Consider the following 2171-nt stretch of genomic DNA (forward strand, 5'->3'; position numbering starts at 1 on the left):
GGCCGGCTCGCGGCGCGCGGGCTCGTGCGGCGCCGAGGCGCGCGGCGCTGGCTCGTGCGGTGCGGGGTCCCGCGGTGCGGCCCCGTGGGGCGCCGCGTCGTGGCGTCCGGTCAGCTCGTCGGCCATGTGCTCGTCGTCCCACCCTCGTCCTGCTCGCTGGCGTGCGCCTCACCGTACTGGGCGTCGGCGGCCAGCAGGTGCGCGTGCGTCCCGCGCGCCGCGACCCGGCCGTCCCGGAGGACCAGCACCTCGTCCGCGGCAGCGAGCGGGGCCAGGCGGTGCGTGACGACGAGGACGCCGCGGGTGGGGGCGGCGCCGGCCGGGCCGCCCGGGCCCGGGGCGCCCGGGCCCGGGGCGGTGCCGGCCGCGGGCGCGGTGCCCGCGGCACGGGGGGCCGCCAGCAGGTCGCCGACGAGGCGGTCGGCCGTCGCCGGGTCCAGGTGCTCGGCCGGCTCGTCGACCAGCAGCAGCGGCGCCGCGGCGAGCAGCGAGCGGGCCAGCAGCAGGCGCCGCCGCTCGCCGCCGGACACGCTCCGGGCGTCCGGTCCGAGGGCGGTGTCGACGCCGTCGGGCAGGCCGGCCAACCACTCGCCCAGCCCGGCGCGGACGAGCGCCGCGCGGGCGTCCTCGGCCGTCGCGTCGCCGCGGGCGACCCGCAGGTTCTCCAGCAGGGTGGTCTCGAAGACGTGCGCGTCCTCGGTGGTGAGCGCCAGCCTGGCGAGCCGGACGGTCGGGTCGACGTCGGTCAGCGGGATGCCGTCCAGCAGGAGCTCGCCGCCGCGCGGGGGCAGGAAGCCGGCCAGGGTGAGCAGCAGGGTGGTCTTGCCGACGCCCGACGGGCCGACGACGGCGACGCTGCGGCCCGGGGCCAGGTCGAGGTCCAGGCCGGTGACCACCGGGGGGCGGCCGGGCCAGCCGACGGCGAGGCCGCGCGCGGTGAGGCGGGGGGACGGGGACCCGGCGGGGCTCGCAGCGGGGGCGCTACCGGCGGCCGACGCCGGGAGCGGGGAGGCCGGGGCCGGGGAAGCAGGGGCCGGGGAGGCCGGAGCCGGGGAAGCCGGGGCGGGGGAGACCGGGGCCGGGGAGCCGCCCGCCTCGTCCGGGGCCGCCGCGTCGTCCAGCACCGCCATCAGCCGGGCCGCGGCGGCGCGCGAGCGGTGCAGCTGGATCGCCGCGGCGGGCAGCACGCTGGTCGCCTCGAAGGCGGCGAGCGGGGTCAGCACGATCACCGCGAGGTCGACCTCGGCGATCCGGCCCGCCGCCAGCGCCGGGACGCCGACCAGCAGCGCGACGAGCACGGCGATGCCGACCGCGAGGTTGCCGAGGCCCGCGGCGAGGGCGGCCGGCCCGGCGCCGCGGTCCGTGGCCCGGGCGAGGTCGGCGTCGGCGGCCCGCAGCCGGGCCAGCTCCGCGCCGGTGCGGCCCTGGACCGCGAGCGGGCCGGCGTCCTCGAGCAGCCCGAGCGAGGTGGCGGCCATCTCGGCGCGGGCGGCCGCGGCGCGCTGCTCGGTGGCCCGGGCGGCGCGCTGGGCGAGCCACGGGGCGACGACGCCCGCGAGCACGAGGCACGCGGCGAGCGCCAGCCCGGCCGCCGGCAGGAACAGCCCCATCGCGATCGACGTGCCCAGGCCGAGGACGGCGGCGACAGCGGCGGGCAGCAGCCCGCGCACGACGACGTCGCCCACCGCGTCCACGTCCGCGCCCACCCGGGCCAAGAGGTCGCCGCGGCGCAGGCCGAGCGTCGCGCCGGGCCGGCCGGCGGCGAGCCGCTCGTACAGGGTGGTGCGGAGCCGCGCCATGCCGCGCAGCGCGATGTCGTGCGAGACGAGCCGCTCCAGGTACCGGAACAGCCCGCGGCCGATGCCGAACGCGCGGACGGCGACGGTCGCCACGGAGAGCTCGAGCACCGGCGGCATCTGCGCGGCGCGGGTGATCAGCCAGGCGGACACGGCGGCCAGGGCCACGGCGGAGCCCAGCGCGAGCACGCCGAGCACCACCGCGAGGGCGGCGCGCCGCGGGGCGACGTCGAGCAGCCGCACCGCGCGCCACAGCGGGTCGGTCGCCAGTCGGCGAACAGCTGGGCGTTCGCGACCGCGACACCGGCAGTCGCCGCGAGGGCGATCACCGCGGTGGCGTCCTTGTCGGTGAACCCGCCGTCCTTCTCGGACAGG

1 protein-coding gene is annotated in these 2171 nt (G+C 81.0%); it reads right to left on the reverse strand.

Annotated features, from left to right (window positions below):
• Nucleotides 1–110: 110 nt before the first annotated feature.
• The gene (cydC, locus tag FA014_RS19240; RefSeq protein ID WP_230323444.1) at nucleotides 111–2039 is read right to left on the reverse strand and encodes a thiol reductant ABC exporter subunit CydC; all 1929 of its coding nucleotides are present in this window, start codon (nucleotides 2037–2039) and stop codon (nucleotides 111–113) included.
• Between the last annotated feature and the right edge of the window lie 132 nt (nucleotides 2040–2171).

Source organism: Cellulomonas hominis, assembly GCF_005239125.1.
Classification (GTDB): Bacteria; Actinomycetota; Actinomycetes; order Actinomycetales; family Cellulomonadaceae; genus Cellulomonas; species Cellulomonas hominis_A.